Annotated in this window: 24 protein-coding genes; 13 read left to right on the forward strand and 11 right to left on the reverse strand. The window is 50.1% G+C overall.

From position 1 onward, the window contains the following. The first annotated feature begins 131 nt into the window (after positions 1 to 131). The 3 genes from OGY33_RS07025 to tyrR all read left to right on the forward strand — a co-directional run bounded on the left by OGY33_RS07025 (position 132) and on the right by tyrR (position 4,279). Positions 132 to 1,529, forward strand: a complete 1,398-nt coding sequence (locus OGY33_RS07025; protein WP_191238466.1) for a YcjX family GTP-binding protein — start codon at positions 132 to 134, stop codon at positions 1,527 to 1,529. After that, entirely contained in the window at positions 1,526 to 2,587 is a 1,062-nt protein-coding gene (locus OGY33_RS07030; RefSeq protein ID WP_032943592.1) for a YcjF family protein, read from the forward strand. Before OGY33_RS07025 ends, OGY33_RS07030 begins: the two co-directional genes overlap by 4 nt. 147 nt (positions 2,588 to 2,734) lie before the next feature. Continuing rightward, positions 2,735 to 4,279, forward strand: coding sequence for a transcriptional regulator TyrR (tyrR, locus tag OGY33_RS07035; RefSeq protein WP_008784910.1), 1,545 nt, complete (start codon positions 2,735 to 2,737; stop codon positions 4,277 to 4,279). 53 nt (positions 4,280 to 4,332) lie between these two features. On the opposite strand, the gene tpx is transcribed toward tyrR, so the two are convergent. Then, positions 4,333 to 4,839 carry a thiol peroxidase gene (gene tpx / locus OGY33_RS07040; protein ID WP_003020437.1) on the reverse strand — a complete coding sequence of 169 codons (507 nt, stop codon included), beginning with the start codon at positions 4,837 to 4,839 and terminating at the stop codon, positions 4,333 to 4,335. Between the two features lie 115 nt (positions 4,840 to 4,954). Here tpx and ycjG point away from each other — a divergent pair, with 115 nt between their 5' ends. Next, the gene (gene ycjG, locus OGY33_RS07045; RefSeq protein WP_191238467.1) at positions 4,955 to 5,920 is read left to right on the forward strand and encodes an L-Ala-D/L-Glu epimerase; all 966 of its coding nucleotides are present in this window, start codon (positions 4,955 to 4,957) and stop codon (positions 5,918 to 5,920) included. Here the strand turns inward: ycjG and mpaA are convergent. Beyond that, complete coding sequence (mpaA, locus tag OGY33_RS07050) at positions 5,895 to 6,623, reverse strand: murein tripeptide amidase MpaA (RefSeq protein WP_048216283.1); 729 nt, start codon at positions 6,621 to 6,623, stop codon at positions 5,895 to 5,897. The genes ycjG and mpaA overlap by 26 nt on opposite strands. Positions 6,624 to 6,807: 184 nt before the next feature. On the opposite strand from mpaA, the gene mppA reads away from it, so the two are divergent. Then, a complete protein-coding gene (gene mppA / locus OGY33_RS07055; RefSeq protein WP_008784907.1) occupies positions 6,808 to 8,421 on the forward strand; it encodes a murein tripeptide ABC transporter substrate-binding protein MppA in 1,614 nt (537 codons plus the stop codon). 37 nt (positions 8,422 to 8,458) lie between these two features. Here the strand turns inward: mppA and OGY33_RS07060 are convergent, their stop codons facing one another. Further along, positions 8,459 to 9,022, reverse strand: coding sequence for a MarR family winged helix-turn-helix transcriptional regulator (locus OGY33_RS07060; RefSeq protein ID WP_048216284.1), 564 nt, complete (start codon positions 9,020 to 9,022; stop codon positions 8,459 to 8,461). Between the two features lie 114 nt (positions 9,023 to 9,136). On the opposite strand from OGY33_RS07060, the gene OGY33_RS07065 reads away from it, so the two are divergent. Together OGY33_RS07065 and OGY33_RS07070 are read left to right on the forward strand one after the other, a co-directional pair. Beyond that, entirely contained in the window at positions 9,137 to 9,367 is a 231-nt protein-coding gene (locus tag OGY33_RS07065) for a glutaredoxin family protein (protein ID WP_008784905.1), read from the forward strand. Between the two features lie 66 nt (positions 9,368 to 9,433). Next, positions 9,434 to 9,718, forward strand: coding sequence for a Rho-binding antiterminator (locus tag OGY33_RS07070; RefSeq protein WP_149607281.1), 285 nt, complete (start codon positions 9,434 to 9,436; stop codon positions 9,716 to 9,718). Here the strand turns inward: OGY33_RS07070 and OGY33_RS07075 are convergent. After that, complete coding sequence (locus OGY33_RS07075; RefSeq protein WP_008784903.1) at positions 9,715 to 10,485, reverse strand: DeoR/GlpR family DNA-binding transcription regulator; 771 nt, start codon at positions 10,483 to 10,485, stop codon at positions 9,715 to 9,717. The genes OGY33_RS07070 and OGY33_RS07075 overlap by 4 nt on opposite strands. A 120-nt stretch (positions 10,486 to 10,605) precedes the next feature. Between OGY33_RS07075 and OGY33_RS07080 the strand changes: the two genes are divergently transcribed. From OGY33_RS07080 to OGY33_RS07095, 4 genes are all read left to right on the forward strand, one after another. Beyond that, positions 10,606 to 10,989, forward strand: a complete 384-nt coding sequence (locus tag OGY33_RS07080) for a VOC family protein (RefSeq protein ID WP_191238468.1) — start codon at positions 10,606 to 10,608, stop codon at positions 10,987 to 10,989. A 172-nt stretch (positions 10,990 to 11,161) separates the two neighbouring features. Next, on the forward strand, positions 11,162 to 11,791 hold the full coding sequence (locus tag OGY33_RS07085) for a carboxymuconolactone decarboxylase family protein (protein ID WP_223123736.1): 630 nt from the start codon (positions 11,162 to 11,164) through the stop codon (positions 11,789 to 11,791). A 32-nt stretch (positions 11,792 to 11,823) separates the two neighbouring features. Beyond that, positions 11,824 to 12,231, forward strand: coding sequence for a cupin domain-containing protein (locus OGY33_RS07090; RefSeq protein ID WP_020996378.1), 408 nt, complete (start codon positions 11,824 to 11,826; stop codon positions 12,229 to 12,231). A gap of 43 nt (positions 12,232 to 12,274) precedes the next feature. Continuing rightward, a complete protein-coding gene (locus tag OGY33_RS07095; protein ID WP_191238470.1) occupies positions 12,275 to 13,327 on the forward strand; it encodes an NAD(P)-dependent alcohol dehydrogenase in 1,053 nt (350 codons plus the stop codon). A gap of 38 nt (positions 13,328 to 13,365) precedes the next feature. On the opposite strand, the gene OGY33_RS07100 is transcribed toward OGY33_RS07095, so the two are convergent. Next, entirely contained in the window at positions 13,366 to 14,397 is a 1,032-nt protein-coding gene (locus tag OGY33_RS07100) for a mechanosensitive ion channel family protein (RefSeq protein WP_003843943.1), read from the reverse strand. Positions 14,398 to 14,642: 245 nt separating this feature from the next. On the opposite strand from OGY33_RS07100, the gene OGY33_RS07105 reads away from it, so the two are divergent. Next, the gene (locus OGY33_RS07105; RefSeq protein ID WP_003020403.1) at positions 14,643 to 14,903 is read left to right on the forward strand and encodes a DUF2534 family protein; all 261 of its coding nucleotides are present in this window, start codon (positions 14,643 to 14,645) and stop codon (positions 14,901 to 14,903) included. Between the two features lie 48 nt (positions 14,904 to 14,951). Here OGY33_RS07105 and uspE read toward each other — a convergent pair whose 3' ends face one another. The 4 genes from uspE to ogt form a co-directional block, all read right to left on the reverse strand. Next, the gene (uspE, locus tag OGY33_RS07110; protein WP_003833229.1) at positions 14,952 to 15,902 is read right to left on the reverse strand and encodes a universal stress protein UspE; all 951 of its coding nucleotides are present in this window, start codon (positions 15,900 to 15,902) and stop codon (positions 14,952 to 14,954) included. 206 nt (positions 15,903 to 16,108) lie between these two features. Further along, the gene (locus tag OGY33_RS07115) at positions 16,109 to 16,924 is read right to left on the reverse strand and encodes an APH(3')-I family aminoglycoside O-phosphotransferase (protein ID WP_087878563.1); all 816 of its coding nucleotides are present in this window, start codon (positions 16,922 to 16,924) and stop codon (positions 16,109 to 16,111) included. Between the two features lie 146 nt (positions 16,925 to 17,070). After that, the gene (gene fnr / locus OGY33_RS07120) at positions 17,071 to 17,823 is read right to left on the reverse strand and encodes a fumarate/nitrate reduction transcriptional regulator Fnr (RefSeq protein ID WP_003020397.1); all 753 of its coding nucleotides are present in this window, start codon (positions 17,821 to 17,823) and stop codon (positions 17,071 to 17,073) included. 194 nt (positions 17,824 to 18,017) lie between these two features. Next, positions 18,018 to 18,533 carry a methylated-DNA--[protein]-cysteine S-methyltransferase gene (gene ogt, locus OGY33_RS07125; protein WP_048216289.1) on the reverse strand — a complete coding sequence of 172 codons (516 nt, stop codon included), beginning with the start codon at positions 18,531 to 18,533 and terminating at the stop codon, positions 18,018 to 18,020. Positions 18,534 to 18,758: 225 nt separating this feature from the next. On the opposite strand from ogt, the gene smrA reads away from it, so the two are divergent. Further along, positions 18,759 to 19,322 (forward strand): DNA endonuclease SmrA, encoded by a 564-nt coding sequence (gene smrA, locus OGY33_RS07130; RefSeq protein ID WP_191238471.1) that lies wholly within the window; start codon positions 18,759 to 18,761, stop codon positions 19,320 to 19,322. A 12-nt stretch (positions 19,323 to 19,334) separates the two neighbouring features. On the opposite strand, the gene OGY33_RS07135 is transcribed toward smrA, so the two are convergent. Continuing rightward, the gene (locus OGY33_RS07135; protein ID WP_191238472.1) at positions 19,335 to 20,567 is read right to left on the reverse strand and encodes a GGDEF domain-containing protein; all 1,233 of its coding nucleotides are present in this window, start codon (positions 20,565 to 20,567) and stop codon (positions 19,335 to 19,337) included. A gap of 66 nt (positions 20,568 to 20,633) precedes the next feature. Beyond that, a complete protein-coding gene (locus tag OGY33_RS07140) occupies positions 20,634 to 22,748 on the reverse strand; it encodes a putative bifunctional diguanylate cyclase/phosphodiesterase (RefSeq protein WP_111465508.1) in 2,115 nt (704 codons plus the stop codon). Between the last annotated feature and the right edge of the window lie 341 nt (positions 22,749 to 23,089).

The following is a 23,089-nucleotide window of genomic DNA, read 5'->3' on the forward strand; positions in this document are numbered from 1 at the left end:
TTCTTCTGCTCCTGGCGGTAAGAATAATGCCGCCAGGTACCGCCCAGGTAGTTGATAAGTAAGAATTGACCCCTATCTTTACTTCCTGTTTGTTATAATTTCTTCGGTTCCTTCAGCAAAACGGGATGGCGATGAAGCGACTTAAAAATGAACTCAATTCGCTGGTTAATCGCGGCGTAGACCGGCATTTACGCCTGGCTGTCACCGGACTTAGCCGCAGCGGTAAGACGGCGTTTATCACTGCGATGGTAAACCAGTTACTCAATATTCATGCCGGTGCGCGTCTGCCGTTGCTCAGCTGCGTGCGCGAAGAGCGTTTGCTCGGCGTGAAACGGGTTCCTCAACGCGATTTTGGCATTCCGCGCTTTACCTATGATGAGGGACTGGCGCAACTGTACGGCTCTCCGCCAACCTGGCCGACCCCTACGCGCGGCGTGAGTGAAATACGTCTGGCGCTGCGCTATAAATCCAATGACTCTTTACTGCGCCACTTTAAAGACACCTCCACGCTGTACCTGGAGATCGTCGATTATCCGGGGGAGTGGCTGCTCGATTTACCGATGCTTGCCCAGGATTATCTGAGCTGGTCGCGGCAAATGACCGGATTATTGCAGGGGCAGCGGGGCGAATGGTCGGCAAAATGGCGGCAGTTATGCCTGGGGCTGGATCCGTTGGCGCCTGCTGATGAAAACCGTCTGGCGGAAATTGCTGCCGCCTGGACGGAGTATCTGCATCAGTGTAAACAGCAGGGCCTACATTTTATTCAACCGGGCCGTTTTGTCCTGCCCGGAGATATGGCGGGCGCGCCTGCGCTGCAATTCTTCCCGTGGCCGGATGTCGATGCCTGGGGGGAATCAAAGCTGGCGCAGGCTGACAAACACACCAACGCGGGCATGTTGCGCGAAAGATTCAATTATTACTGCGAAAAGGTCGTCAAAGGGTTTTATAAGAATCACTTCCTGCGCTTTGACCGCCAGATTGTGCTGGTCGATTGCCTGCAGCCGCTCAACAGCGGGCCACAGGCGTTCAACGACATGCGCCTGGCGCTTACCCAGTTGATGCAAAGCTTCCATTACGGGCAGCGTACGCTGTTTCGTCGGTTATTTTCTCCAGTGATCGACAAGCTGCTGTTTGCCGCCACCAAAGCCGACCACGTCACAGTCGATCAGCACGCCAATATGGTGTCGTTATTGCAGCAGCTGATCCAGGACGCATGGCAAAACGCGGCGTTCGAAGGTATCAGCATGGATTGTCTGGGGCTGGCATCGGTGCAGGCAACCACCAGCGGCTTGATCGATGTGAAAGGTGAAAAGATCCCGGCGCTGCGTGGTAATCGTCTGAGCGATGGCGAACCGCTGACCGTTTATCCTGGTGAAGTGCCCGCGCGACTGCCAGGACAGGCGTTCTGGGACCGCCAGGGGTTTCAGTTTGAAGCATTTCGCCCGCAGGTTATGGATGTCGATAAACCCTTACCACATATCCGCCTCGATGCCGCGCTGGAGTTTTTAATAGGAGATAAATTGCGATGAGCGAGCCGTTAAAACCGCGTATCGACTTCTCAGGTCCGCTGGACGTGGAACAAAACACGGCGTTTAAAGCGCAGCAAATGTTCAACGAAACGGAGGCGCAGACTTTTTCTCCGGCGAAAGTGGATGAACCCCTGGAAGACGAAGGTCAGGCGGAGGCCGTCATTGATGCGGCCTTACGCCCCAAACGCAGTCTGTGGCGCAAGATGGTGATGGGCGGGCTGGCGCTGTTTGGCGTGAGCGTTGTTGCTCAGGGTGTGCAGTGGACCATGAACGCCTGGCAGACTCAGGACTGGGTCGCGCTGGGAGGATGTGCCGCAGGCGCATTGATTATCGGCGCAGGTGTCGGATCGGTGGCAACCGAGTGGCGCAGATTGTGGCGATTGCGTCAGCGCGCGCACGAACGTGATGAAGCGCGAGACTTGCTCCACAGCCATGGAACCGGAAAAGGTCGTGCATTTTGTGAAAAACTGGCGCAGCAGGCGGGTATCGATCAGTCTCATCCAGCATTGCAGCGTTGGTATGCCTCAATTCATGAAACACAGAACGATCGCGAAGTGGTCAGCCTGTATGCCCATCTGGTGCAGCCGGTGCTGGATGCGCAAGCCCGGCGTGAGATCAGTCGTTCAGCGGCAGAGTCCACGCTGATGATTGCAGTCAGTCCGTTGGCGCTGGTGGATATGGCGTTTATCGCCTGGCGAAATCTGCGGCTGATTAATCGCATTGCTTCGCTGTATGGCATTGAACTTGGTTATTACAGCCGTCTGCGCCTGTTCCGCCTGGTGTTGTTGAATATCGCTTTTGCCGGGGCCAGTGAGCTGGTGCGGGAAGTAGGGATGGACTGGATGTCGCAGGATTTAGCCGCCCGCTTATCAACGCGTGCCGCACAGGGCATTGGCGCGGGGTTATTAACGGCGCGTCTGGGCATTAAAGCTATGGAGCTTTGCCGACCGCTGCCGTGGATCGATGATGATAAGCCACGACTGGGCGATTTTCGCCGTCAACTGATTGGTCAGGTGAAAGAGACCTTACAAAAGAACAAATCTCCGCGCGAAAGTTAGCTATAAAACAGACGCCGATCGTATAACTTTACGCCCCGACGCCTAATTTTCCAGCGCGCTGTCAATATTTGTTGACAGAGTTCTTCCTGCAAACCAAATACTGTCTTATCATTTAACACATAATCCCTTGTCCAGGTGAAGGTTCCTATGCGTTTGGAAGTCTTTTGTGAAGACCGTCTTGGTCTGACCCGCGAATTGCTCGATTTACTGGTGCTGAGAAGCATTGATTTGCGCGGTATCGAGATTGACCCCATCGGGCGAATTTACCTTAATTTTGCGGAGCTGGAGTTCACCAACTTCAGCAGTCTGATGGCTGAAATCCGCCGTATTTCAGGGGTTACGGATGTGCGTACCGTACCCTGGATGCCTTCCGAACGTGAACATCTGGCGCTGAGTGCTCTGCTTGAAGCGTTGCCAGAACCGGTCCTTTCTCTTGATATGAAAAGCAAAGTTGAGATGGCGAACCCTGCGAGCTGTCAACTTTTTGCGCACACCCAGGAGCGGATGCGCAACCATACCGCAGCCCAGTTAATCAATGGGTTTAACTTCCAGCGCTGGCTGGAAAGCAATCCGCAGGATTCCCATAGCGAACATGTCGTGATTAACGGACAGAATTTCCTGATGGAAATTACGCCAGTCCATTTGCAGGGCGAAAATCAGGAGCAGATGCTGACCGGCGCGGTGGTGATGTTGCGCTCCACCATCCGAATGGGACGTCAGCTGCAAAATATGACAACGCAGGATCTCAGTGCGTTTAGCCAGATTATTGCCGTCAGCGCCAAAATGAAACACGTCGTAGAACAAGCGCGCAAGCTGGCGACGCTGAGCGCACCGCTGCTGATTACTGGTAATACCGGCACCGGCAAAGATCTTTTTGCCCATGCCTGTCATCTGGCAAGCCCGCGTGCGTCGAAACCGTATCTGGCGCTGAACTGTGCGTCAATCCCTGAAGATGCGGTTGAAAGCGAGCTGTTTGGCCATGCGCCGGAAGGCAAAAAAGGGTTCTTTGAGCAGGCGAATGGCGGTTCGGTTCTGTTAGATGAAATTGGCGAAATGTCGCCGCGTATGCAGACCAAATTGCTGCGTTTTCTCAATGACGGCACGTTCCGTCGCGTGGGAGAAGATCACGAAGTTCATGTTGATGTCCGTGTGATTTGCGCGACGCAAAAGAACCTTGTGGAGCTGGTGCAGAAAGGACTTTTCCGTGAGGACCTCTATTATCGTCTGAATGTACTGACGCTAAACCTGCCGCCGCTGCGCGATTGCCCACAAGATATTATGCCGCTCACCGAACTGTTCGTGGCGCGTTTTGCCGATGAGCAGGGCGTGCCGCGTCCGAAGCTGTCCGCCGATCTCAGCACGGTGTTAACCCGTTACGGTTGGCCGGGCAACGTGCGTCAGCTTAAAAACGCTATCTACCGGGCGTTGACCCAGCTTGAAGGCTATGAGCTGCGGCCGCAGGATATTTTACTGCCGGATTATGATGCGGCAACGGTTGCGGTCGGAGAAGAGGTAATGGAAGGGTCGCTGGATGAAATTACTAGCCGCTTTGAACGCTCCGTGCTGACGCAGCTGTATATGAATTATCCCAGCACGCGCAAGCTGGCCAAGCGCCTCGGCGTTTCGCATACCGCGATTGCCAATAAATTGCGCGAGTACGGCCTGAGCCAACAGAAAAAAAGCGAAGAGTAATGCCGTAAATGAAAATGCCTCCATGCGGAGGCATTTTTGTATGCAAACGCAGCTTACGCTTTCAGTACGTCCAGCGCCGCTGTGTAGTCTGGTTCGTTGGTGATTTCATTGACCAGTTGGCTGAAAACAACATTGTCATTTTCATCGATAACAACTACGGCACGTGCGGCCAGACCTTTCAGCGGGCCTTCAGCGATTTCAACACCGTAGTTTTTCAGGAATTCTGCGTTGCGCAGGGTGGACAGCGTGATAACGTTGCTCAGACCTTCCGCGCCGCAAAAACGAGAGTGGGCGAATGGCAGGTCGGCCGAAATACACAGTACGACGGTATTGTCGATTTCTGTCGCCAGTTGGTTAAACTTACGTACCGATGCCGCGCAAACGCCAGTATCGATGCTTGGGAAAATATTCAGCACTTTGCGCTTGCCTGCAAACTGGCCCAGCGTAACGTCAGACAGGTCTTTAGCCACAAGGGTAAAAGCCTGAGCTTTGCTTCCAGCCTGAGGAATGGAGCCGGCAACTGCAACCGGGTTGCCCTGGAAATGAACGGTTTGTGACATGGTTATCTTCCTGTTTACATATAGTTAACGTCGAGGCTAGTTTATGCCATCAACAGTTAACACGGCAAACGCTATTTGCGGATATCCGCTTCAGGGACTGTATTAAGGAAAACAAATGAGAACAGTTAAGGTATATGAGGAAGCCTGGCCGCTGCACACTCCCTTTGTCATCGCCCGTGGGAGCAGGACCGAAGCGCATGTGGTTGTCGTCGAATTGACAGAAAATGGCGTCACAGGTATTGGCGAGTGCACACCGTACCCGCGCTACGGTGAAAGCGATGCCTCTGTCCTGGCGCAAATAATGAGCATTGCGCCACAACTGGAAAACGGACTGACGCGTGAAGAGCTGCAAAAGCTGCTGCCAGCAGGGGCTGCGCGAAATGCCGTAGACTGCGCGTTGTGGGATCTAAGTGCGCATCAACAGCAGAAGTCGCTGGCGGAATTGGTGGGAAGTGAACTGGCGGAAGTGGTGACGACGGCGCAAACCGTAGTGATTGGCTCGCCGGAACAAATGGCTGCGAGCGCGGCTGCGCTGTGGGGAAATGGCGCAAAACTGCTGAAAGTTAAACTGGATGCTCGCTTAATTAGTGAGCGGATGGTTGCCATTCGTGCGGCTGTTCCTGACGCCACGATTATTGTCGACGCCAACGAATCCTGGCGGGCAGAAGGCCTTGCGGCACGCTGTCAGCTTCTGGCTGATTTAGGGGTGGCGATGCTGGAGCAGCCGCTGCCGGCCCAGGATGATGCCGCGCTGGAGAATTTTGTGCATCCGCTGCCCATCTGCGCAGATGAAAGTTGCCACACTCGCAGTAGCCTGAAAGCGCTGCACGGACGCTATGAAATGGTCAATATCAAACTGGACAAAACAGGCGGTCTGACGGAAGCACTGGCGCTGGCAACGGAAGCCCGCGAGCAGGGATTTGCGCTGATGCTGGGCTGCATGCTGTGTACCTCCCGGGCTATTGGTGCGGCGTTACCGCTTACGCCGCAGGTTAACTTTGCCGATCTTGATGGCCCTACGTGGCTGGCCAGCGATGCGGAGCCAGCCCTACATTTTACGACCGGGCAGCTCCATCCCTAGGGTGCCAGCGCAGCAGATTGGACATGGCCAGCAGGTATTTTTCGCTCGCTTCATCCGATGAAATGGGCGGAAATTCGGCGGTTATGCAGTGTAAATTCAGGTCTGCGCACCAGCTCCCAAAAGAGCCGGGCGTTTCATAACCTACGCTGGTGACCAGAGGCAATTCAAACGACTGTGCCAGCCACGAACCCAGCTCGCTGCTTCTGGGATCTTCAATACAGGCCAGTGGATCGTGAAAAGAGACTACCCAGGCGGGATGAATTCGGTGAATAAGCTGACACAACGCCTGGGTTTCTGGTTCCGAACCCGGACTTTCGCCGGTCAACAACACCACATCACGCTCTTCTGCGCTACTGTTCCAGCGATACACCGTTTCTCCCGCTTTCCAGTTTGCGGCGGGAAAATTACGGTTCAGATCGACGCCGTTCGCATTTGCGCGCAGTCCAAGCTGGCAACCGTCAGGGTTTACGGCCAGCACCACATGGTGGCGACGCAAGGAAGGGTTAAGCGTACGCAATGCGCAGGAAAGGGTAACGATAGAGGAGTTTTCGTCGCCGTGCGTTCCCGCCAGTATCAGGCCGCTTTCACGATCGGCTGCCAGTGCAGGAAACCAGATTAGCGGTGCGCCTAACAAGGAACGTCCGTAATGTTCGGTTCCAGGTGGGAATGCGCCGCGCTCGGCACGGGGACGGGTAACGGTCATAGTCATCTCTGAATGCTTGGATTGTTACTCGCAGTGTTGTGCAAAATGTATGGATAATCAAATCGTTTTCACACACTTATCTTTTCAGGTGTAATATCACTTTCTTGTCGGAAGTTAATTGCATTTCCTGCTGGCGATACAAATAATTACACATTCACTTAGTAGCCGGAATTGAGGGTATCTTATGCAGCATTCTGTTTCAGTAACCTGTTGTGCGTTGTTGGTTAGCAGCATTTCTTTATCCTGGGCTGCTGATGTTCCCAGCGGAACGGTACTGGCAGAGAAACAAGAACTGGTGCGTCATATAAAAGACGAACCGGCGTCGCTTGATCCGGCAAAAGCCGTAGGGCTGCCTGAAATACAGGTTATTCGTGATCTATTTGAAGGGCTGGTCAACCAGAATGAGAAGGGTGAGATCGTGCCTGGCGTCGCTACCCAGTGGAAGAGTAACGATAACCGCATCTGGACGTTTACGCTGCGTGACAATGCGCAATGGGCGGATGGTACGCCGGTAACGGCGCAGGATTTTGTCTATAGCTGGCAGCGTCTGGTTGACCCAAAAACGCTGTCGCCGTTTGCCTGGTTTGCTGCGCTGGCGGGTATTAATAATGCTCAGGCTATTATCGATGGCAAAGCCACGCCTGATAAACTTGGCGTTAGTGCTGTCGATGCACGGACATTGAAAGTTCAACTAGATAAACCGCTGCCCTGGTTTGCCAATCTGACAGCGAGTTTTGCATTCTATCCGGTACAAAAAGCTAACGTTGAGAGCGGCAAAGAGTGGACCAAACCAGGCAATCTTATTGGTAACGGCGCCTATGTGCTCAAAGATCGCGTCGTGAACGAAAAACTGGAAGTGGTGCCGAACACGCATTATTGGGACAACGCCAAAACGGTGCTGCAAAAAGTCACCTTCCTGCCGATCAACCAGGAATCAGCTGCCACCAAGCGCTATCTTGCTGGTGATATTGATATCACGGAATCCTTCCCGAAAAATATGTATCAGAAACTGTTGAAGGATATCCCGGGTCAGGTTTACACCCCGCCGCAGCTTGGTACTTATTATTATGCTTTCAATACCCAGAAGGGACCGACCGCCGATTCACGCGTGCGGCTGGCACTCAGCATGACTATCGATCGTCGTCTGATGGCGGAGAAGGTATTGGGTACAGGTGAGAAGCCGGCATGGCATTTTACGCCGGATGTAACGGCAGGATTTGTGCCGGAACCTTCACCGTTTGAACAAATGAGTCAGGAAGAATTAAATGCGCAGGCAAAAACGCTGCTGCGTGCGGCGGGCTATGGCCCACAGAAACCGCTTAAACTGACGCTGCTGTACAACACCTCAGAAAATCATCAGAAGATTGCTATCGCAGTGGCTTCTATGTGGAAGAAGAACCTCGGTGTTGACGTAAAACTGCAGAATCAGGAATGGAAAACGTATATCGACAGCCGTAATACCGGTAATTTTGATGTGATCCGCGCCTCATGGGTGGGTGACTACAATGAGCCATCTACGTTCTTGTCGCTATTAACATCGACCCATACGGGCAATATCTCCCGCTTTAATGATCCGGCGTACGACAAAGTGTTGACCCAGGCAACTCTGGAGAATACAGAGAAAGCGCGCAATGCCGATTATAACGCCGCGGAGAAAATTCTGATGGAACAGGCACCTATTGCACCGATTTATCAGTATACCAACGGGCGTTTAATTAAACCGTGGCTGAAAGGGTATCCGATTACTAACCCTGAAGATGTGGCCTATAGCCGCACAATGTATATCGTTAAGCACTAACAGAGATAATGGCTGGTGGAAAATCACACCAGCCATTTTAAGTTTCCGGGGGCTGGTGCTCCCGGCAAATCAGCAACGCATCCTCTTCACTCAATCTCTCTTTCGTCAGATTACAATATCCCTGACCACCCGTTTTTTGGTGGAAGCGACAGCTATGGCAAAGACCAAAGCCAGGTACATTGTTGGTCCTCTGGATCCCACGTAAAAGTTCAAACAGTAGCTCCTTAAGTACAGTCGCGCGTTCACCCATCGCCGTTTCACCCGCCACCAAAAACGTTGGCGGGAGCAGGGCGTCCAGTAACGTACTGGCTGATTCAGTTAACTGTAAATGTACGCTGCGTTTATCGCGGGCATCCTGCTTACGAACAATCAGTCCTTTGCTTTCTAGCAGCTTCAGCGATTGCGATACGGTGCCTTTGGTGAGGCCAAGGTAGTCCGTTACGCCAAGCGGCGTATTGGAATAACGGTTGCAACGGGCCAGATACATTAACGCGCTGAGTTGTACTGGCTGTAGATCCGCCAGTAAAGGGTGCTGGCGAAACCACATCCTTGTCAGGCTGGAAAGCCGGTCAAGTACGTCGAAAAGTGACATGTCGGGCATAACAAATCCTCCTCGGTATATAGTATCGATTAAAAACTATATTGACAAAGGGGAAAAGCAGCGTAGCATGAATTATAGTATCGAATCGATACTATAATTTAAAGGAGATGTATCATGACTAAAGCTCGTTTCTATCATGCAGGTTGCCCGGTTTGTGTTTCCGCAGAACAGACTCTTCTGCAGCATTTGTCTGCGGATGTTGAAATCGATGTGGTTCATCTGGGAGAGCAACCTGATCGGGTTGCTGAGGCTGAAGTGGCTGGCGTGAAATCTGTTCCGGCGCTGGTGATTGACGGCAATGTGCTGCATATTAATTTTGGCGCTCCCATTGAAGCGTTGAAATAGCTGGATAGTTCGGGAAGTTGCGTTGGCGATTTCCCGAATATACAAGACGTTGGGGAAGGTAGTGTGATGAAAACGACCGAAGAGTATCACCCGATAGATTGCGATCTTCATGATTATCTGGAAATCGCCTGCATGTACCACTATTGGTTGCGCATTGAACTAACGGATGGCGCATGTTTTGATGCTAAAGCGCTGACGACGTGTACCACCGTGGAAAAAGAAGAATTTCTGGTAGTGGAGCAATCTGAAAACCAGCAAAAAATCCGTCTGGATTGTCTGTCAGCGATCACCGCGCTGACGCCCGGAGCGACGTTTAGCACAGTTAGTTTTCAGCGAGCCTACCGCGGTTAGACTGTATAAATTCGAATGTCGTGCGCCTGGAACGCTGTGGCGTACTCTTTGCTGATGTTGTCCTCTACAACAATCACATCGATATTGCTGCTTTCGGTAACGACATATCGGGCGACGGCTGGGATTTTTTCAGCCGTTAGCGCGACGATAGTTTCATTACATTGTTTAATCACCGCTTTTTTGAACTCACAATCCGCATAATCAAATCCCGTTAAGCCGGATTCAGGCGACATCGCGCAGCCGCCAATAAATCCCTGATCGAATAAAATGTCCTGCACTTGTGCGATGGCGGAAGCTCCCACGCACCCACCTGAAGATCTCTGCACCACGCCACCCAGCATAATGACTTCAAACAGCGGTTTTTTTAGCAAAACGGCGGCAATCTCCGGTGAATTTGTCACCACGGTTAACGCCAGTTCGGCGGGCAGAGCTTCTGCCATTGCCAGATTGGTGCTACCCGTGTCGATAAAAATACAGCTTCCAGATTTGACCAGTCGGGCACATCTCTGCGCGATGTTGCTCTTTTTGGCTACATTAATACTCTTGCGTACGTCGATGTCTTCGGATTCAGGGAGTGTAATGACCGCGCCACCATAAACTTTTTTACACACGCCATCTTTGCTCAATTCATGCAAATCACGACGAATTGTATGTTCAGAAACGCCTAATCGGTTAGCGAGTTCAGAACAAATGACCCTGCCGTTTTCTTGCAGGATCTGAAAGATAAGCGCCTGGCGCTGTTCCGGGAATGCGGCGTAATCGAGCATAGATACTCCAGGTGAAATAAACATCGAGCAATAGGGTGCATGATCGTGCATTATGATTAACGATGTCAACATCCCTTACAGGGGCTGTACTATTCTGGATACAACGGGAAGAGGTTCGCTATGAAGATTGCGCATATGGCGTTATGGACACAGGATCTCGAGCAGCAAGCTCGCTTCTGGGTCTCGTTTTTTGACGGCAAGATCAACGAGAAATACCGCAGTAAAACCAATCCTGGTTTTGAATCTCATTTTGTCAAAATTGGCGAGGAAATTGCGATTGAGTTAATGACCAAACCGGGTCTTATCGGGCAGCAATCTGACAATAATCGTTGCGGATGGGTACACCTCGCCATTTCTGTTGGCGGCAATGAAAATGTTGATGCCATTGCATTGCAAGCGCAGGAACAGGGGATATTAGTCTCAGGTCCGCGCACTACTGGCGATGGTTATTACGAAGCGGTGATAAAAGATCCTGACGGCAATTTAATCGAGATTGTGGCGTAAGTCTTCATTCAGTTACCTGCAAATAAAGAGTACCTGCTGCTCATTATTGATGAGCACAGCTCATAAGTTTGTCCTTCTTTTCCTCTCTAATCACCGACACGTCGAGTCTCTATAATTTTACTGTTTTCAGCCCCCGGTGGTGCAATGTTGCCACCGTTTTGGAGAGTCGGATATGCAATACCAACTGAATGCCAGACAACAGGCAATCATTCCCATTGCGGCATTCACTGCCACAGGACAGATGGAAAAGTTGGACGTCGCGCTCAACGCCGGACTGGATGCAGGACTCACGCTCAATGAAGTAAAAGAGATCCTGCTACAGCTCTACGCATACTGCGGTTTCCCTCGCAGCCTGAACGGTCTGTCCTGCTTTATGTCGGTGGTGAAAAGTCGAAGCGAGAAAGGGCTTTCAGACGACGAAGGTAGAACGGCCACGCCGCCACCTGCAGACTGGAACAGTGTTCAGGCTGGGAGCCTAACTCAGACGCAACTGGTTGGACAGCCTGTAAGCGGTCCGCTGTTTGACTTTGCACCCGCTATTGATGTCTGGCTCAAAGCACATCTGTTTGGCGATATTTTTCAGCGAGATGTACTTGACTGGCAGGACCGTGAATGGGTGACCGTTTCGGCGCTGGCCGTTCTGGGCGGCGTTAACAGCCAGCTGAAAAGCCATTTTGCGATATGCCTTAACATCGGGATCCTCCCTGAGCAACTTAGTGAGTTTATTACGATACTCGAACAGCACTGTGGAGCCGGGATTGGGGAAAATGCCCGTACGGTTCTTGATGAATGTCTGGTATGAACACCGCGGACATTATCCATACTGGAGTCACTATGAACGAACAATTTGATGGTAACAGCGTCTTTCCACGTGGAGAGAAAAATGAAGCGTATGCGAAGTATTTCACTGGCGACAGCTATCTGACCATGCTCTCCATGGAAGGCGTGGTAATTGGCAATGTCGCATTTGAACCGGGTTGTCGTAACTTCTGGCATGTTCATCATGAGGGTGGACAAATATTGCTGGTGACCGGTGGCAGAGGCTGGTATCAGGAGTGGAATAAACCGGCACGTGAGCTGAAAACCGGCGATGTCGTGCACATTCCGGCGGGAATGAAACACTGGCACGGCGCCGCGCGTGATAGTTGGTTTGCCCATATCGCCGTGGAAATCCCGGCCCCTGGCGCGTCGAACGAATGGCTGGAACCGGTTAGCGACGCTGAGTACAACCTGCTGCCCTGAACTATGCTGGTTCTGGTAACACCTAATCCCTGAGGAGATCTCAATGGTCATGAATGTGAAGGGTTATGCTGCTCTGGCGGTGAAAGAAGATTTAGTCCCCCATAATTTTGTTCGTCGCGATCCGCGTGAAGATGATGTGGTTATCGATATTTTATACAGCGGTGTATGCCACTCGGATATTCACAACGCCTACAACGATTGGGGCGGTGCTAAATATCCGATGGTACCAGGGCATGAGATCATTGGCCGCGTGGTGCATGTTGGTAAGTCGGTAACAAAATTCAAAGTGGGCGATCTCGCAGGGGTCGGCTGCATGGTTGATTCGTGTCAACACTGTAGCGCCTGCGAGCAGGGGCTAGAGCAGTATTGCGAAGAAGGTAACACGCTAACGTATAACGATATCGACCGTCATGACGGTCTGCCTACTTTCGGCGGCTATTCTGACAAAATTGTCGTTACCGAAAAGTTTGTGGTGAAGGTCCCTGAAGGGATCGATTTACGCGGTGCGGCGCCGCTGCTTTGCGCCGGGATCACAACATGGTCGCCTCTGCGCCACTGGCAGGTAGGCGAGGGCAGTAAAGTCGCGGTTGTCGGTCTGGGTGGACTAGGGCATATGGCAATCAAATTTGCAAATGCGCTGGGCGCGGAAGTTACGCTGTTTACGCGTTCACCGGGCAAAGAAGCTGATGCCAGACGTTTGGGTGCCAGTCACGTTGTGCTTTCCACTGACAGTGAACAGATGAAAGCGACAGCGAATCAGTTTGATCTGATTATCGATACTGTGCCCTACGTTCATGACCTGAACCCTTATATCCCAACCCTGGCGCTAAGCGGTACGCTGGTGCTGGTCGGTTATCTTGGTGCGTTGGATCCGTTTCTGAATACGGTTCCCCTGATCCTTGGGCGTAGATCCGTGGCGGGTTCAGTTATCGGCGGTATTGCCGAAACGCAGGAGATGATGGATTTTTGCGGTCAGCATGGTATTACCGCCGATGTTGAAGTGATCGATATTCAGGATATTAATCGTGCCTGGCAGCGGATGTTGAAAAGCGATGTGAAATACCGCTTTGTAATTGATATTGCCTCATTGAAATAAGTACGAAAAAGACGCGGATTTCCGCGTCTTTTCTTTTGTTAGTGTGTCGATGGCGATGCTTCAGGATTATCCATATACAGCGTCTGGCTGGGGAATGCAAAGTCGGCACCGTTTGCCTGGACTATCGTGATAATCTTTAAATAAACGTCTTGCTGTACCGCGAGCCATTCCTTCCAGACGGTGGTTTTCGTGAAGCAATACACCATGATATTCAACGATGAATCGGCAAATTCATTAAAATAGACCAACAGAGTTTGTTTCTGGTCTATTCCAGGATGGTTTTGCAGCATTTCTCTGACCGACTCGACAACGGCACCGACTTTATCGGCATCCTCATATCGTAACCCGATCACCGTTTTAATTCGCCGGTTGGTCATGCGCCCTGGGTTTTCTACGCTGATGGAGGAGAAAATCGAGTTTGGCACATACAACGGACGATGGTCGAAGGTGTTTATTTTAGTCATTCGCCAGCCAATTTCTGCTACCGTGCCTTCAATATTGCGGTCCGGGGAGCGGATCCAATCGCCTATGCTAAACGGTCTGTCGAAATAGAGCATAATGCCTGAGAAAAAGTTGCTCAGAATATCTTTCCCCGCCATACCCACTGCGATACCGCCAATACCGCCAAAGGTTAACAGACCGGATAAGCTCATACCGAAGTGTTCGCCATACAGTAAAATGATGGCAACCACGATGGTAATCTTGATGATACGCGACAGGATCCTCGCGCTGGTGATATCTCTGCCTTTATTAATCTGCGTCTTTTCAAACTGATTAATCACCAGAAAAAGTTTGATGGTCAGGATCAACGCAATCAACGAGGTGCAGATAAAGTCGACCACGCTGGGGGAGATAAATTTCAGGCTGTAACTTTCGATAACGTTATTAGCAATGCTGCCAAACGTCCCAATGATAATGGCATAGACAAAAAATTGTGCGGCATGAAATATGAATCCTTTGCAGCGACGCTCTCCACGATGATACCAGACGCTCATCAGGACCAGCGCGGCACAGCAGCTAAGAATTACCGTCAAATTAAACGCATTATTCATAAACAGTTCAGCGATCATGATTCTTCCTGGCAACTCCGTGTTAGCTAAATATCATCTGACATCCTAATCCCCAGATATTTTACTCAGTTAAGGCGGTCAGATCATTAATCAAAAGGAGAGATAAATAATGCAATCAGCGCTATTTTCAGCGAAATAGCGCTGACGTCAACCCTGCATGCGGTTTATGTAGCAGACAGTCAGTTGATGTCATGGTATTGTTAGCGCAAAGTAACAAGGTTTTTCATTTGCAAAAGGACAGTACTATGATCATGGCTAAGCTGAAAACAGCGAAGGGACGGAAGTTTCTGTTGTGCCTGCTTGGAGTGTTTATTATCGCAGCGTCGGTCGTGACGCGAGCGACGATCGGTGGCGTTATTGAACAATATGACATTCCGCTATCCGACTGGACCGCTTCAATGTACGCCATTCAATCTGCAATGATTTGTGTCTACAGCATGGTGTTTACGATTCTGTTGGCTATCCCGCTTGGTATCTATTTCCTCGGCGGTGAGGAGCAACACTAGGCGTTTAAAATGCCGGATGATATCGCCATCCGGCATTTCATTGTGTGGTTAATCGTCTTCTTCGTCGTCCAGTTCAACTGGCGTCTGATATTCATCCGGCTTGATGACCAGCAGGTCACAGCGTAGATGATCGATAACCTGTTCCGCGGTATTACCAAGAAACGCAGCAGAAATACCGGTACGTCCGACGGTCCCCAATACCACAATACCCGCCTGCAAGTGCTCGGCTAAATCAGGAATGACCTCTTCAGGTAAGCCTTTTTCAACGTGCGTCACTTTCTCATCAATACTGAATTTCTGGCGTAGCGCCTTCATGGCCAGCAGATGCTGTCCACGGATTGCGTCGTTATAAACGCTGGGATCAAATTCAGGCAGTTCAATCGCGATGTTGATTGGTGTGACAGGGTAGGCGCCTACCAGATGCACTTCGGTATGGTTAACCTGTTCTGCAAGCTGTAGCGTCTCCTTGACCAGTTTTTCATTGAGCGCGTTGTGATAAGCCTCTTCACTGGCGAGGTTTACGGCAACCAGTGCTTTACCCCCTTCAGGCCATGGCTGGTCTTTCACCATCCATACCGGACTTGGACATTTACGCAATAAATGCCAGTCGGTTGGCGTAAATATTACGGCTTCGAGGCGGTCGTGTTGGTGCGCCATCTTGAGGACCAGATCATGCCTGGCACTGATGACTTCCTGGATGATGGCTTCAAAGGGTCGGTTATGCCAGACCACTTTAATCTCCAGAGGGATCCCTGCTTCGATGTAGTATTTCGCTTGTTCACGTATCCATGCAGTTCGCTGGCTGATGACCCCCTGACGCATTGCCGTACGCTCATCAGGCGACAGCAGGGTAGTCATCTCATAGGAAAAGTCATAGATCGGCAAAAAGGCTTTAATTTTGCCACCAATCCGTTGATGCAAATAAACAGCTCGCCGTAATGCTGGTTGATCGTCCTGGTTAGGGTCGATGACGACCAGCATATTTTTATACATAGCCATACAGGGTCTCCTTACAACTGTCATCGCAGTTTGTAACTAAAAGAGTAACCCAATAATGTGGTTTGAAACAGGGGAGAACCTCTAGCCAGATCAATAAATTGGGGAAATCTCCAGCTTTTATCTACATCCCGCTCAATTTAAACAATTTTTCTCAGCCTGTAGTGCACCGAATCTTCCGCTCGCTTTGGCAGTAATGCGCTGTAAATTTAAAAAAACTCATCAAGCATCAAGTGAAACTGCAATTTTTTCTCGTCGGGTTGAGGAATGCCATATTGTTGAAAAAGCCTGTTTTGCAGTGAATGTGAAAATTCACCGAGGCAGTTCCAGAGAATAGCGAGATCCTGGTATTGATCGGCGATGCCAACTCGTCCCACATCAAGACACCCCACTATTTCATCATTACAAAAAATAATGTTATCCAGTGAAAAGTCACCGTGAGTAACAACAGGAACAGATGAGAAGGGCAAAAGAGTGTGCATCTTTTCCCAGACCTGTTCAACAGAACAGCCATTGCGTTCATCATCAAAATCCTCGGCATCAACAAGATTATTTTTCATCCGGTTTTGTGCCAGTGTGAGACGAAATTGGTGATTGCTGTTAAAGGGGCAACTATTTACTGGAATGGCATGTAACCGACGCAAAAATGTCGCCAAAGCGTCAACAATATCATTACTCATATCAGGGTGCTCTTCTAACATCTGGAAGGCAGTTTTCCCTGGTATTGCCGTGGTGAGTAGCAATGCTACGTCAGGCGTTCGGGAAAAATGCTTAACGTTTGGCAGCGGGATGTAATCTTTCAACCAGATGAGCCTGACCATTTCATCCGTAATATCATTGGCAACGCTACCGTTACCTTGCTTCAGATATAATTCAGGGGCATCCACTTTGTCGTAAAGTCGGTAGATGGCAGCACCAGATTGACCGACATGGTCGCGTGCCCATTTATAGCCATCAAGCTCATGGTCCAGGCTTGAGTTTAATTGCAAACGCGCGCAGGTGCTTTCCCTGTGAATATGATTCATAACATTCCTTTGTCTGAGTATGGATAAACGGCGGGTGCACACATTACAAGTTGATTATTAAAACAGGGAATAACCTCCTGCCAGATCAATAAATCGGGAAAATTTAGCGATTTGACAGAAGGATAACAGAGAGGCTTGCGGAAAGATTACGCAACGTTACGCGTGTGACCGGCAAGAACCGCCAGCGCGTCGCTGTTCTCAATAGTGATGTATTTGCCTTTCACCGCCAGCATGCCGCTTTTCTGGAAACGACCCAGCAGGCGGCTGATGGTTTCAACCGTCAGACCGAGGTAGTTACCGATGTCGCCACGTGTCATGGTCAGGCGGAATTCACGAGGCGAGAACCCACGCTGGGCGAAGCGACGAGACAGATTGTAGATAAAGGCCGCCAGGCGCTCTTCAGCGTTTTTCTTCGACAGCAACAGGATCATATCCTGGTCGCCTTTGATTTCGCCACTCATCAGACGCATCATCTGCTGACGCAGGTTCGGCATCTTACCGGACAGGTCATCAAGGGTTTCGAAAGGAATTTCGCATACCATTGAGGTTTCCAACGCCTGAGCAAAGCTCGGGTGATGGCCGCTGCCAATGGCGTCAAAACCTACCAGGTCACCCGCCAGATGGAAACCGGTAATTTGCTCATCGCCTTGTTCGGTAATGGTATAGCTTTTTATCGTTCCGGAGCGGATAGCGTAGAGTGATTTAAGCTCATCACCTGCTTTAAAGAGCGTCTGCCCTTTTTGGATAGGCTTTTTGCGCTCGATGATGTTATCGAGCTGGTCAAGCTCATGCTCGTTAAGTGTGAACGGGATGCAAAGCTGGCTGATGCTGCAATCCTGGCAATGGATAGCACAACCGCCAGACTGAATGCGCCGTATAATTCGCTTTTCCGGGATCATAGGTCTGCTCAAGCCGTAATTGATATTTGTCAATTTTAACATCTTTTTGGTGAGCACGTAAGCCTGAGCTACTCCCAATAGAGAATAATTCAGGCATAACTGGAGCGAATGTTTGTATCTGCTTGATTAACCACACTTAATTTGGGGTCGCATTATGCGGAAGTGTGATGAATAAGGCATTAATTGCCTGGAATCTAGAGTAGCAAATAACCTTCGTGGCGCAATAACCACTCTTTTCGTTGTACACCGCCGGCATATCCGGTCATGGTGCCGTTACGTCCAATGACACGATGACAGGGAACCACAATGCTTACTGGATTGGAGCCATTAGCAGCGCCGACGGCTCTTGCAGCGCCGGGGCGCCCCAACTGTTCGGCCAACTGACCATAATGCATGACCTGCCCGCAGGGGATAGTGCGTAATGCTTGCCAGACTTCACGCTGGAAAGGCGTCCCAGCGGTTGCCGTTTCCAGCGTGTCAATGATGCTGAGGTTTCCGGCAAAATACTCAGAGAGTTTGTCGCTTAATCCACCAGGATTTTTGGCGGTAATGCGCTGATAACCTTCTGTACGGTAATGAATATCAAGCAATTGTGCCATGCGATCGCTGTGCTGATCCCATTCCACTGCGCGCAGGCGAAATTGCTCATCACAAATAACCCACAGCGGGCCCAGCGGCGTGTCGATGGTGTCTTCCAGTAAGTTAAGCATCCGTTTCTCTCATTACAGCATTCAGGCGAGGCTACACATTATCACGCCAGTGACCGTCGCAGCTATACCCCTAAAAACGGATATCAATTTGTCGTGAGTAGGTCGGTTCAGCGCGGAGGATCCGGTTAATTATTGGAAATAACCGTAAACCGTTACCGGTATAGTTGTCGGTATAATAGTGCGCGGTTATGATAATGCTCGTCGCAATACGCTGGAGGATGAAACATGAACCTTGATGATGCATCGCTGTTTCTTGACGCTATGGGGGATGTTCAACCGCTGAAAAACCATGCCGATGTGCACTGGCAACCCATGCGGAATCTTCGCACTCCGGCGCGTATTAATACGCTACAACTGGATAATTTTCTCTCGACGGGATTTCTCGATATTGTCCCGTTGAATGTGCCGCTCGAGTTTCGTCGCGAAGGTTTACAAAACGGCGTGACTGACAAGCTGCGAAACGGAAAATACCCGCAGCAGGCGAGCCTTAATCTTATTCGCCAACCTGTTGAAACATGTCGCCAGATGCTCTTTAGCTTTATTCTGCAGGCGCAGCAGGAAGGGTTGCGTAACGTGTTGGTGATACACGGCAAGGGACGTGACGATAACTCCCATGCCAATATTGTTCGCAGCTACGTGGCGCGCTGGTTGACGGAATTTGACGACGTGCAAGCATACTGCGCCGCACTGCCGCATCACGGCGGCAGCGGGGCATGTTATGTGGCATTGCGTAAAACCGCACAGGCAAAACAGGACAACTGGGAGCGTCACGCTAAACGCAGTCGCTGAACGACGTAAACATCAGGCGGCCAGCACTCTGTTCCTGCCTTCGTTCTTGGCTTTGTACAACGCGTCGTCAACGCGTTTGAATAACTCATCGATGCTTTCATTTGTTTCGTGCCGAGCTACGCCAATGCTGACGGTAAAGCGGGGAAGGCCAGGGAGAGTCACTTTGGCCACTGTCGCCCGTATCACTTCTGCGAGATTGAGGGCAATATCTAACGAGGTTCGCGGCAGCAGCAGCACAAATTCTTCACCTCCCCAGCGAAAAATCAGATCGTCCTTTCTTGCACAAGATTCCAGTGTGCGTGCCAGAGCGCAAAGTACCTCATCACCTTTTAAATGACCAAAAAGATCGTTAATGCTTTTAAAGCGATCGGTGTCGATCAACAGCAGGCTGTAATCCTGTGTCAATGACATCGCGTGGGTCTGTTCCGGCTCGGTTACCTGATAAAAATGTCGGCGGTTAAGCAATCCCGTTAAGGCGTCACGCAGGGCCGCACGCTCAAGCTCCTGTTCCAGCCGCTTTTGCTCGGTAATATCATGAATAATGCACAACATGAGCTTATTACCGTAGATTTCGATTGGCCCGGCGTAGGTTTGTACGTGACGGGATGTGCCGTCTGCCAGTTTATGCACAAAATGCAAAGGCTTATGGCCACCGGGAAGATGGGCGATTTCATGCATCACCGGGAGTATATGACGGCCCAGCGTATTGATTTCCCATGTATGTTTCTGGCACATCGTATCATGGTTATAGCCATAAAAATTTAGCGCACTGAGATTTGCATCAACGATCAGCCCATCACGGGACGGATCGATAAGCAACATTGGGGCCGAGTTGGTCTGGAAAAAACGCGCGTAAAATCCCTGTTTTTTTCGCTGATAATTTGCTGAACGACTCGCTTTCAGACCTTGCGAAGTCGGTGTTTCAATGCCTTCGAAAAGAATGACGTCACCTGATTCCGGCAGAGCGCGGATGGACAGGCGGCTGGCCATCGCGACGTCTTCACCTTCGCGGCAAACCGTAAGGATTTCTACAATGTCGTGATGATTTCTCAAATCGCTGAGATACATGGTTAAATCATTCTGGGCATGAGTTGAAAATATGCCCTTGCGGAGTAGAGAAAAGCAGGGGGCCTGCATCAGTTCCCGTGCAACGGTATTAGCGAACACCAGTTCTTCGGTATGCGGCGAAACAATCCACACCGGCAGGGTTAATAAATCCAGTGAATGCAGCTCGGTTGTGCTCATCGATAATCCCGTTATCTTTATCTGCTGTGTTGCCCGTTTAATGGCATCTGTTTTTATATTACAGTCTCATAATGTTATTGATTGTTGAGGAGACAAAGACTGTACGATTCGCTGCTGCTTAATGTTGCTTTCCGTTGGAATCAATTCATGGATCTGATGCGCAGGCAACGGTTTTGCAAACAAGAAACCTTGCAGCACACCACATCCCATCTGGGTCAGGAGTATTTCCTGCTCCTGGGTCTCTATTCCTTCAGCCACCACTTGCATATTCATGGAGTGGGCTATGTCAATAATAGTAGACACAATCTTTGTATTTTTGCTGTTCTCGCTGATATCTTTAACAAATACTCTGTCAATTTTTAATTCCCGTGCCGGAAGAGACTTCAACATCAATATATTTGAATAACCGGTACCGAAATCATCAATAGAAACGGTGATCCCTAAAGCTGAAAATGCATTTAAGACTTCAGCGCTACGTTTTAAATTTTTAAGTGCTGTACTTTCAGTCAATTCCAGCGTGAGATATGCAGGTGACAGTTGATATTGTGCAAGGGCGCTGCAAACCACATCAACGATGTCATGTTGTTCAAACTGGGAAGGGGAAAGATTAACGGCGAGGGTCCATTCCGCATGGCCCTGTAACTTCCATTGATGTAACTGCTGGCATGCCTGCTGGATAACCCATTTCCCGACCGGAATGATAAGGCCTGTTTCTTCCAGCGCAGGCAGAAACTCTGCGGGTAACAGCATGCCGCGTTCCGGGTGATGCCAGCGTAATAACGCTTCAAAACCGGTCAGGGAATGATCTCCGGCGGTGTATTTGGGTTGGTACCAAAGCTCAAATTGATCGTGTTCCAGTGCTTGTGACAGTTCCTGTAAAAATGTCGGCGGTGTATCGGCGATAGCTTCCATTTCCGGGCTATAAATAGCCCAACCGTTTCTGCCAGCCTGTTTGACATGATACATCGCCATATCAGCCTTTACTTTTAACTCATGCAACGTGGAACCATGTTCAGGATAAATACTGCTTCCCGCACTTAACGAAACCCGAATGGTGTACCCAAACAGCGTGAAAGGATCACCAATCGCAGCCGCAATCCGGGTCAGCAGAGCGGTGATATCCTCTTTATTACAGTCAGGAACCAGAAGAATAAACTCATCTCCCCCCAGCCTCGCCAGCGTCATGGTGTCATCAAGGCAGCTGTAGATTCGCTGCGTACTGGCGATCAGCAACTGATCGCCGATGTGATGTCCCCAGGTATCGTTAACGACTTTGAAGCGATCGAGATCGATGAATACCAGAGCAAATTGATGCTGATGCAGTTTGGAATGCTGCAGACAGGCCTGTAAGCAGGCATCTATCTGTGTGCGATTGGCAAGTCCAGTAAGTGCGTCGAAGTGGACCTGATGCTCAAGCTGGCAGTTAAGTTGATGTAAGTTGTCTGCCAGTCGGGAGGTACGCAGTTGCGAATCCACCATCGACACCACCAGCATGATACCCAAAATAACCAGCGTGACGGCGCAGACCCAGACAGAGAGTTCCAGTGTGCTGAGTCCATTGTGTACCGTGTGTCCAAAATGGGTGAATGTTGCCGCTCCCATCCCGGTGTAATGCATAGAGGCAATCGCCAGCGCCATAATAAGGGCGGCGACAAGCCGATTGATCAGGGCTCGACGGGTATTTTGGCGTAAATGAAACGCCAGCCACAAACCTACACCAGATGCAACGATGGCAATCATCACTGAGAGCAGTATCAGCGAATGACTCCATAGGATGGCAACATGCTCAATGATGGCATACATGCCAACGTAGTGCATGGTGACGACACCGGCGCTTAATATTCCTGTGGCTACGACTAATCGTTTTGTTGAAAGCGTATTACCGGAAATGGCGATATTAATGGCGAGAGTTGCAGAAATGAGCGCAATAAAGAAAGAAAATGCCGTGAGCGAAAAATGGTAATTGATCGGCATACTCATTTTCATGGCCAGCATACCGATAAAATGCATTGACCAAATACCCATCCCTAGCGTAGCCCCGCCAGACAGGCGCCAGAAGGTTGATTCACGTCGATTGGAGATTGCCACCTTGCCCGCACTATCGAGAGCAATAAAAGAGGCAATAAACGCGACAACAAAGGAAATCCCAATCAATACAGGGTCCCACGACACGTTCAACATCATACTACCTATCGAAAAAAAGCCGTGGTAATAAATCTAGCAGGTTTTGTCCAGTTAACATGATAAAACCGGGAATGTTCTTATGTTTTTACACTGGTATTAGAGGAAACAGGAAGATAGTGAAGATAACGAGCCATTACTTATATAAACATTCACCAAATTTATAGTTCTGTGTGTTTTATGCTCTCCATGTGCTTGTCATCACAATAACCTGATGACTGGCATCATCACAGCCATTTGATGGAATAAAACACTGAACTAACAGGAATAAAAGGTGTAATTTCTTGCCTTAAGTAAAAGGATTGCAGGCTCTCATTGAAAGTTCAGCTTTCGTCGCAGAG

Origin of the sequence: Citrobacter sp. Cpo032 (genome assembly GCF_030332975.1) — a bacterium.
In the GTDB taxonomy this organism is placed as follows: domain Bacteria; phylum Pseudomonadota; class Gammaproteobacteria; order Enterobacterales; family Enterobacteriaceae; genus Citrobacter; species Citrobacter portucalensis.

Coding starts and splice junctions, on each gene's coding strand:
- smrA (WP_191238471.1), top strand. CDS start 18,759: ATGAACCTTGATGATGCATCGCTGTTTCTTGACGCTATGGGGGATGTT.
- OGY33_RS07115 (WP_087878563.1), bottom strand. CDS start 16,924: ATGAATCATATTCACAGGGAAAGCACCTGCGCGCGTTTGCAATTAAAC.
- OGY33_RS07070 (WP_149607281.1), top strand. CDS start 9,434: ATGAAAACGACCGAAGAGTATCACCCGATAGATTGCGATCTTCATGAT.
- tyrR (WP_008784910.1), top strand. CDS start 2,735: ATGCGTTTGGAAGTCTTTTGTGAAGACCGTCTTGGTCTGACCCGCGAA.
- OGY33_RS07095 (WP_191238470.1), top strand. CDS start 12,275: ATGGTCATGAATGTGAAGGGTTATGCTGCTCTGGCGGTGAAAGAAGAT.
- ogt (WP_048216289.1), bottom strand. CDS start 18,533: ATGCTTAACTTACTGGAAGACACCATCGACACGCCGCTGGGCCCGCTG.
- OGY33_RS07090 (WP_020996378.1), top strand. CDS start 11,824: ATGAACGAACAATTTGATGGTAACAGCGTCTTTCCACGTGGAGAGAAA.
- mpaA (WP_048216283.1), bottom strand. CDS start 6,623: ATGACCGTTACCCGTCCCCGTGCCGAGCGCGGCGCATTCCCACCTGGA.
- OGY33_RS07135 (WP_191238472.1), bottom strand. CDS start 20,567: ATGAGCACAACCGAGCTGCATTCACTGGATTTATTAACCCTGCCGGTG.
- OGY33_RS07085 (WP_223123736.1), top strand. CDS start 11,162: ATGCAATACCAACTGAATGCCAGACAACAGGCAATCATTCCCATTGCG.
- OGY33_RS07105 (WP_003020403.1), top strand. CDS start 14,643: ATGATCATGGCTAAGCTGAAAACAGCGAAGGGACGGAAGTTTCTGTTG.
- OGY33_RS07140 (WP_111465508.1), bottom strand. CDS start 22,748: ATGTTGAACGTGTCGTGGGACCCTGTATTGATTGGGATTTCCTTTGTT.
- OGY33_RS07075 (WP_008784903.1), bottom strand. CDS start 10,485: ATGCTCGATTACGCCGCATTCCCGGAACAGCGCCAGGCGCTTATCTTT.
- ycjG (WP_191238467.1), top strand. CDS start 4,955: ATGAGAACAGTTAAGGTATATGAGGAAGCCTGGCCGCTGCACACTCCC.
- tpx (WP_003020437.1), bottom strand. CDS start 4,839: ATGTCACAAACCGTTCATTTCCAGGGCAACCCGGTTGCAGTTGCCGGC.
- fnr (WP_003020397.1), bottom strand. CDS start 17,823: ATGATCCCGGAAAAGCGAATTATACGGCGCATTCAGTCTGGCGGTTGT.
- uspE (WP_003833229.1), bottom strand. CDS start 15,902: ATGGCTATGTATAAAAATATGCTGGTCGTCATCGACCCTAACCAGGAC.
- OGY33_RS07065 (WP_008784905.1), top strand. CDS start 9,137: ATGACTAAAGCTCGTTTCTATCATGCAGGTTGCCCGGTTTGTGTTTCC.
- OGY33_RS07030 (WP_032943592.1), top strand. CDS start 1,526: ATGAGCGAGCCGTTAAAACCGCGTATCGACTTCTCAGGTCCGCTGGAC.
- mppA (WP_008784907.1), top strand. CDS start 6,808: ATGCAGCATTCTGTTTCAGTAACCTGTTGTGCGTTGTTGGTTAGCAGC.
- OGY33_RS07080 (WP_191238468.1), top strand. CDS start 10,606: ATGAAGATTGCGCATATGGCGTTATGGACACAGGATCTCGAGCAGCAA.
- OGY33_RS07025 (WP_191238466.1), top strand. CDS start 132: ATGAAGCGACTTAAAAATGAACTCAATTCGCTGGTTAATCGCGGCGTA.
- OGY33_RS07060 (WP_048216284.1), bottom strand. CDS start 9,022: ATGCCCGACATGTCACTTTTCGACGTACTTGACCGGCTTTCCAGCCTG.
- OGY33_RS07100 (WP_003843943.1), bottom strand. CDS start 14,397: ATGATCGCTGAACTGTTTATGAATAATGCGTTTAATTTGACGGTAATT.